Source organism: Amniculibacterium aquaticum (assembly GCF_003852705.1).
Lineage (GTDB): Bacteria > Bacteroidota > Bacteroidia > Flavobacteriales > Weeksellaceae > Amniculibacterium > Amniculibacterium aquaticum.
This window is the reverse complement of the sequence record NZ_REFA01000001.1, coordinates 297,952-303,951: the sequence shown is the minus strand read 5'-3', so window position 1 is coordinate 303,951 and position 6,000 is coordinate 297,952. Positions and strand designations below refer to the sequence as shown.

The following is a 6,000-nucleotide window of genomic DNA, read 5'->3' as shown; positions in this document are numbered from 1 at the left end:
GAATGAACGCTTGGATAGATAGCTTTAAAGCGCTATTAATACGATATGAAACTAAAGAAAAACATTGGAGGGATTTTCATCTGCTCGCATTCTGTTGTATTTTGATTAGGAAACATTAAACAAGTTCAAATTATAAATTTGAATTTTTTATTGAATTTAAAAATAAACCTTTCCATTCTTAATGGTCAGCTTATCTTCTTTTTCCATCTTTTTTATCGTACGGATTACGGTTTCTATTCGCAGTCCCGTCATGTTGGATATTTCTTTTCGAGTCATTGGGATCAGTAAGGGCTCACCTGGATTTCCTTGTGAATTTCTATAATCGTTCAATTGATTCAGGATACGATCTTCAGGATTTAAGAATACGATACTCTTCAAGGATTGGCTTCCTCTCAGGGCTTTTTCTGCAATGGATTTGGTGAATTCCATCAACTTTTCCGGATGTCCCAACAAGTAGTCCAAGAAATTTTCTCTCTTTATTTTGAGAATTTTTGCCTTGTCCGAACTCACCTCCACCGATCCGGGAAACGGCTTGCCCAACAAAACGGCGGGTTCGCCAAAAAAATGTTCCTTCATCACCTTATGCTGAAGAAACTCTTTGCCCTCTTCTGTGAAATTAAACACCGACAACTCGCCTTCGATCAGATAAAAAAAATACTGAGAACAATCGCCCTCACAAACGATGCGCTCACCTTTAATTGCTTTTTTTATTTCGCCGTGCGTTTCTCGAACTAAATTTTCTTCTACCATTGCCTTCATTTAGGAATTTCCCAAATTTAAAAACTTTTAATCAGAGTTCAAAGCCTTATTTAGATTTAATATAAATTTGTCTTGTTATCAGGATTAATTCTGTATTTTTGAATCATAAGCCCAAACACAATGCCAACATCCTTTAATCCTCGAGATCTCACTTGGTTAGCCTTCAACGAAAGAGTATTGCAAGAAGCCATGGACAAAAGCGTTCCTTTGCATCTTCGAATTCGTTTTTTAGGGATATTCTCCAACAATCTGGACGAATTTTTCAGGGTTCGCGTGGCCGGACTCAAAAGAGCGATGGATTTCAAAGACAAATTCATCACCGGAAGTTTTTTTGCTCCACCCTCAAAAATCATCGATCAAATTAACAATACGGTTATTGATCATCAAAAGAATTTTGACAAAACCTGGAAGAGCATCCAAAAAGAAATGGCTCAACAAAATGTCCACATAAAAACCATAAAAGATCTTAGTAAAAAACAAAAGGAAGAAGTGGTAAAATATTTTGACGAAGTGGTAGAAAACAACACCATACCCATCATATTGCACGAAAACCTACCCATGCCCTATCTTCGGGACAAAAGCCTATACTTGGGCATTGTGATGCGCAAAAAAAACATACAATACCACAGCCAATATGCGATTATCGAAGTGCCGTCCAGATTTGTAGGCCGGTTTTTCATCATTCCAGAAAACAGTGAAGAGAAAAACATCATCCTCTTGGAAGAGATCATTAAGCTTTGTTTGCCTCATATTTTCTCATATTTTGGTTATGATGAATTCCATGCACATGCTTTTAAAATTACAAAAGATGCCGAGTTTGACCTGGACAACGACATCAACACCACACTTGCTGATAAAATTGAAAAAGGAATAAAAAACCGTAGAAAAGGAAAGCCTACCCGATTTGTTTTTGACAAAGATATGGATCATGCCTTGTTAGAATTTTTGATTAGAAAACTAAATCTCACAAAAAAAGACAGCATCATCCCGGGTGGAAAAATTCATAATTTCAAACATTTTATGGATTTTCCTAATGTTTTTTCGGAACATAAAAAACTGTTGGAACGAACTCAAATCCGGCATCCAGAGCTCAATTCTGGAGATCGCATTTCGGACATTATCCTGAAAAAAGATTTACTTTTCACCTTTCCCTACCATCAGTTTACCCCTGTAATTGATTTGATACGGGAAAGCGCGATTGATCCGGATGTAAGATCCATTAACCTCACCGCCTATCGATTGGCTGAAAAATCTAAAATTGTAAATGCCTTGATTGGTGCTGCACGAAACGGCAAAGAAGTAACGGTCATGCTGGAACTTAGAGCTCGGTTCGACGAGGAAAGCAACCTGAAATGGAAAAAAATCCTGGAAACCGAAGGCATTAAAGTCCTCACAGGAATCCCAAACCGAAAGGTACACGCCAAGTTGTGCATCATCAAAAAAAGAATCAACAACAAAACCATACAATACGGATTTGTGAGTACCGGAAACTTTAATGAGAAAACAGCAAAAATATACGGCGACCACCTCTTGATGACTTCGGACAGGGAGATTATGGCGGACATCAATAAAATTTTCAATGTGCTAAAAAGTCCAAAAACGGTGACTTTGGAGAGCATGAAAACCTTCAAAAATTTATTGGTCTGTCCCAATTTTATGAGGGAGAAAATCGAACTCCTCATCGACAAAGAAATTGAAGAAGCCAAAGCCGGTAGAAAAGCCGAAATCATCCTAAAAGTAAACTCGCTCAGCGACAAAGGCCTCATCGAAAAAATATATTCGGCAGCAGAAGCCGGTGTCGAAATCAACATGATCGTTCGTGGGATTTATTGTGCCATCAACCAAAAATCGTTCAAAAAGAAAATGAATGCAATTTCTATTGTAGATGAGTATTTGGAACACGCTCGAGTAATGTATTTTCACCACAAAGGAAGTGAAGAAATCTACATCTCCTCGGCCGATTGGATGACACGAAATTTGGATTACCGTGTAGAAGCAGCTGTAAAAATAAAATCGAAATCCTTAAAAAAAGAAATTGTTGAACTGCTACGAATCCAGTTGAAGGACAATGTAAAAGCCAGAATTTTGGATAAAAATCTTGTCAATAATTATGTGAAATCCAACGAGAAGGAATTTCGATCTCAGATTGAGATCTTTCATTATCTGAACAACAGAGTAAAAAACAACCATTAATCTATCTAAAACATGATATTAGCCGCCATCGATATTGGGAGTAATGCCGCGAGATTGCTCATCAACGAAGTTAAAAAACAACCCGGAAAAAAAGAAGAATTCACCAAGCTTAATCTTTTGAGAGTCCCACTTCGGCTGGGGATGGATGTATTCAAAAACGGTGAAATTGGTCCGGAACGACAAGCCATGTTTATAAAAACCATGAACATCTTCAAGGATCTGATGGACATCTACAAAGTCGAACATTACCGTGCCTGTGCAACCTCGGCCATGAGGGACGCCAAAAACGGAAACGATTTGATAGAAATAGTCCAAGAAACCACCAACATCAACATCGAAATTATTTCCGGTGACGAGGAGGCGGGCATCATCTACGAAAACCACATTGCCGAAAGCATGGACAAGGACTTCGCCTATCTGTACATCGATGTCGGAGGTGGATCTACAGAGCTCACTTTTTATGAAAAAGGCAAAATGAAATTCAAAAAATCGTACAACATCGGCACCATTCGTTTGTTGAACAATTTGGTCGAAAAAAAGCAATGGGAAAACCTGATGAACGAGGTTAAAAGCAAAATAAAATCCGACCAACCGATTTTAGCTATTGGCTCTGGAGGCAACATCAACAAGGTATTTTCACTAAGCAAAACCAAAGAAGGCAAAGCCATGACTTTGTCGTATCTGAAAAAAATGCACAAAGAAATTTCGAAATTATCGGTAGCCGAAAGAATGGAGCAACTAAACATTCGAGAAGACAGAGCCGATGTTTTGGCACCTGCGTTAGAGATATATACCCAAGTATTGCATTGGGCCGATATTTCAAAAATATATGTCCCAAAAATTTCCGTTGCCGATGGGCTGATCCATCAATTGTATGAGAAAAATAAATAACAAAAAAGCCTCCGAAAATCAGGAGGCTTTTTCTATTAAAAATAAGTTTCTACAAATTGTTTTTCCAATTCTTTGTAGTCTTCTACCACCATGTTGGCCAGGGTATAATCCTGCTTTTCAGAATGTGGACTTTTGTATGCCGCACAGAAAATTTCAGCTCTGTGGGCGGCCAAAATCCCATTGGTAGAATCCTCAATCACCATGCAATTTTCTTTGGGCTCGCCAGCAATTTCGGCGGCTTTCAGGAAAATCTCCGGGTTGGGTTTGGATTCTTTCAGGTCGGCACCGGAAATCTTTCCAACAAAATAAGGATCCAGACGAAATCGCTCGAACACCCAATTGATGGTATTGTTACTTGCCGAACTTGCCAAGACCAACTTCACTCCGTTTTCGTGATAATGCTTGATCAGATCCAACACGCCCGGGATTAGATCAAACTCTTCATCGTGGTCGAATAAATATTTGAAATACCTTCTTTTGATGGCGGTAATTTCTTCGTGACTTTCTTTAAGGTCGAATCGTTCAATTAATTTTTCGCACACTTTTTTGGTCGAATTGCCTGTAAAAGAGGCGTAAAATTCTTCTGAAACATGGATGCCCAAATCGTCAAAAGTTTTGAAATAGGCTTTACGGTGAAGAGGTTCGGTATCCACAATCACCCCATCCATATCAAAAAGAACTGCTTTAAAATTCATTGCTTTTTATTAAATTTTTGCAAAGGTACAGTTTCTCTGCCGTTATTTCAAACCCAATAGCCAAGTTGAAATTGCACCAAGAACTTGCGGCGCCATCGTTTCTTCGATTTGTCCGTACTCGTTGGGGTTTCCCGTTTTTGCAGTTTGAAAAAGATGATTTAGACCCTTGAATTCTTCTGTTTTATAGTTTTTATTTCCCGCTTTGGCCAAGGATTTTTTTATACCTTCCAAATTTTCTTTTGCCGAAACTTGCATATCCAAGCTTCCGTTCAGTGCAAAAGTGGGAATTTTTATTTTGGACAAGTAATCCTCCGGATTGAATTTCAGAAAATACACCATCCACGGATTGGCGAGTTGCTCGGCATTGGCATCCAACGCTTCGCCCGATAGCCCTTGAGATTTTAACACTTGATTTTTCAAATCGTTTTCCAAATCTTTTCCGTTGTAATTGATGACAAAATCATAAATCTTCGCGTTGATTTCTTTGGCTTTTTCCAATTGAGTTTCGCTCATCCCGGCTGCTTTTCCGATCATTTCGTTTTGTTGGATCATCAGATTTTTTATCGGCTCTCCGGGAGCGGCAAGCAAGACCATGAATTTTACATTTTTATTTTGCGAAGCCACAATTGGAGCGATCATTCCGCCTTCAGAGTGACCGAGAAGTCCAATATTTTGATAACCTTTACTTTTCAGAAACTCAACAGCGGCATCGATGTCGGTTGCAAAATCTGCAGAAGTCGGGTTTTCTTTTCCTTTTTCCGAACCGCCTACACCTCTATCGTCCATTCTCAAAGTAGCGATTCCTTTTTTTGCAAAATCATCGGCGATCACCAAAAACGGTTGGTGACCGAACAATTCTTCGTTTCTATTTTGGGCTCCAGATCCGGTGATCAGCACCAAAACCGGTGATTTCTTATTAAAATTCTTTGGTAAAACCAAAGTCCCCGCTAATGCATTTCCTTGTTTATTGTTTTTTATGATGACCTCTTCCTGCAGATAATCGAAGGGAGGTTTTGGACTTTGTGGTCGGTGAAGTCCCAGATCATTTTTATCGGTTTTGGCAAGTACGAGAGGCAGCTGCATCCCGTTTTGCGAGAAGGTTCCGTTCAGTTTTCCATCTGTTATTTTTCCGTTGAATTTTGCATTCATGGCAGATTGGGTCAGGATAATTTCACCGGAAACCACTTCTGTTTTATCCACAGGGATCCCCACGGCTCCTTGCATGGGCGAGTCTATGGTTGATGAATATCCTTGAGGCGTTTTGGAAATATTAAAAACCAAAGGGAGCTGTTGTCCCATGACTTCGAGATTTCCCTTCCAAGAACCGACAAAATCTTGTGCAAATCCCAAGATGGAGAAGATTAATAACAGCATCGACAGTTTCAATTTTTCCATAGCAATTGTTTTTTTGAATTTTGATTACGAAATTAGGGAAAATAATTTTTAATGTAATCTTTCCCAA

5 protein-coding genes are annotated in these 6,000 nt (G+C 39.0%); 2 read left to right on the top strand and 3 right to left on the bottom strand.

The window, feature by feature from the left end:
- Positions 1 to 156: 156 nt before the first annotated feature.
- Positions 157 to 759, bottom strand: coding sequence for a Crp/Fnr family transcriptional regulator (locus EIY84_RS01380; protein WP_124639724.1), 603 nt, complete (start codon positions 757 to 759; stop codon positions 157 to 159).
- Positions 760 to 879: 120 nt separating this feature from the next.
- On the opposite strand from EIY84_RS01380, the gene ppk1 reads away from it, so the two are divergent.
- Both ppk1 and EIY84_RS01370 read left to right on the top strand, forming a co-directional pair.
- On the top strand, positions 880 to 2,952 hold the full coding sequence (gene ppk1 / locus EIY84_RS01375; RefSeq protein ID WP_124639722.1) for a polyphosphate kinase 1: 2,073 nt from the start codon (positions 880 to 882) through the stop codon (positions 2,950 to 2,952).
- A 12-nt stretch (positions 2,953 to 2,964) separates the two neighbouring features.
- The gene (locus EIY84_RS01370; RefSeq protein WP_124639720.1) at positions 2,965 to 3,843 is read left to right on the top strand and encodes a Ppx/GppA phosphatase family protein; all 879 of its coding nucleotides are present in this window, start codon (positions 2,965 to 2,967) and stop codon (positions 3,841 to 3,843) included.
- 35 nt (positions 3,844 to 3,878) lie between these two features.
- Here EIY84_RS01370 and EIY84_RS01365 read toward each other — a convergent pair whose 3' ends face one another.
- Together EIY84_RS01365 and EIY84_RS01360 are read right to left on the bottom strand one after the other, a co-directional pair.
- Positions 3,879 to 4,538 (bottom strand): HAD family hydrolase, encoded by a 660-nt coding sequence (locus EIY84_RS01365; protein WP_124639718.1) that lies wholly within the window; start codon positions 4,536 to 4,538, stop codon positions 3,879 to 3,881.
- A 42-nt stretch (positions 4,539 to 4,580) separates the two neighbouring features.
- A complete protein-coding gene (locus EIY84_RS01360) occupies positions 4,581 to 5,933 on the bottom strand; it encodes an alpha/beta hydrolase family protein (RefSeq protein WP_124639716.1) in 1,353 nt (450 codons plus the stop codon).
- Between the last annotated feature and the right edge of the window lie 67 nt (positions 5,934 to 6,000).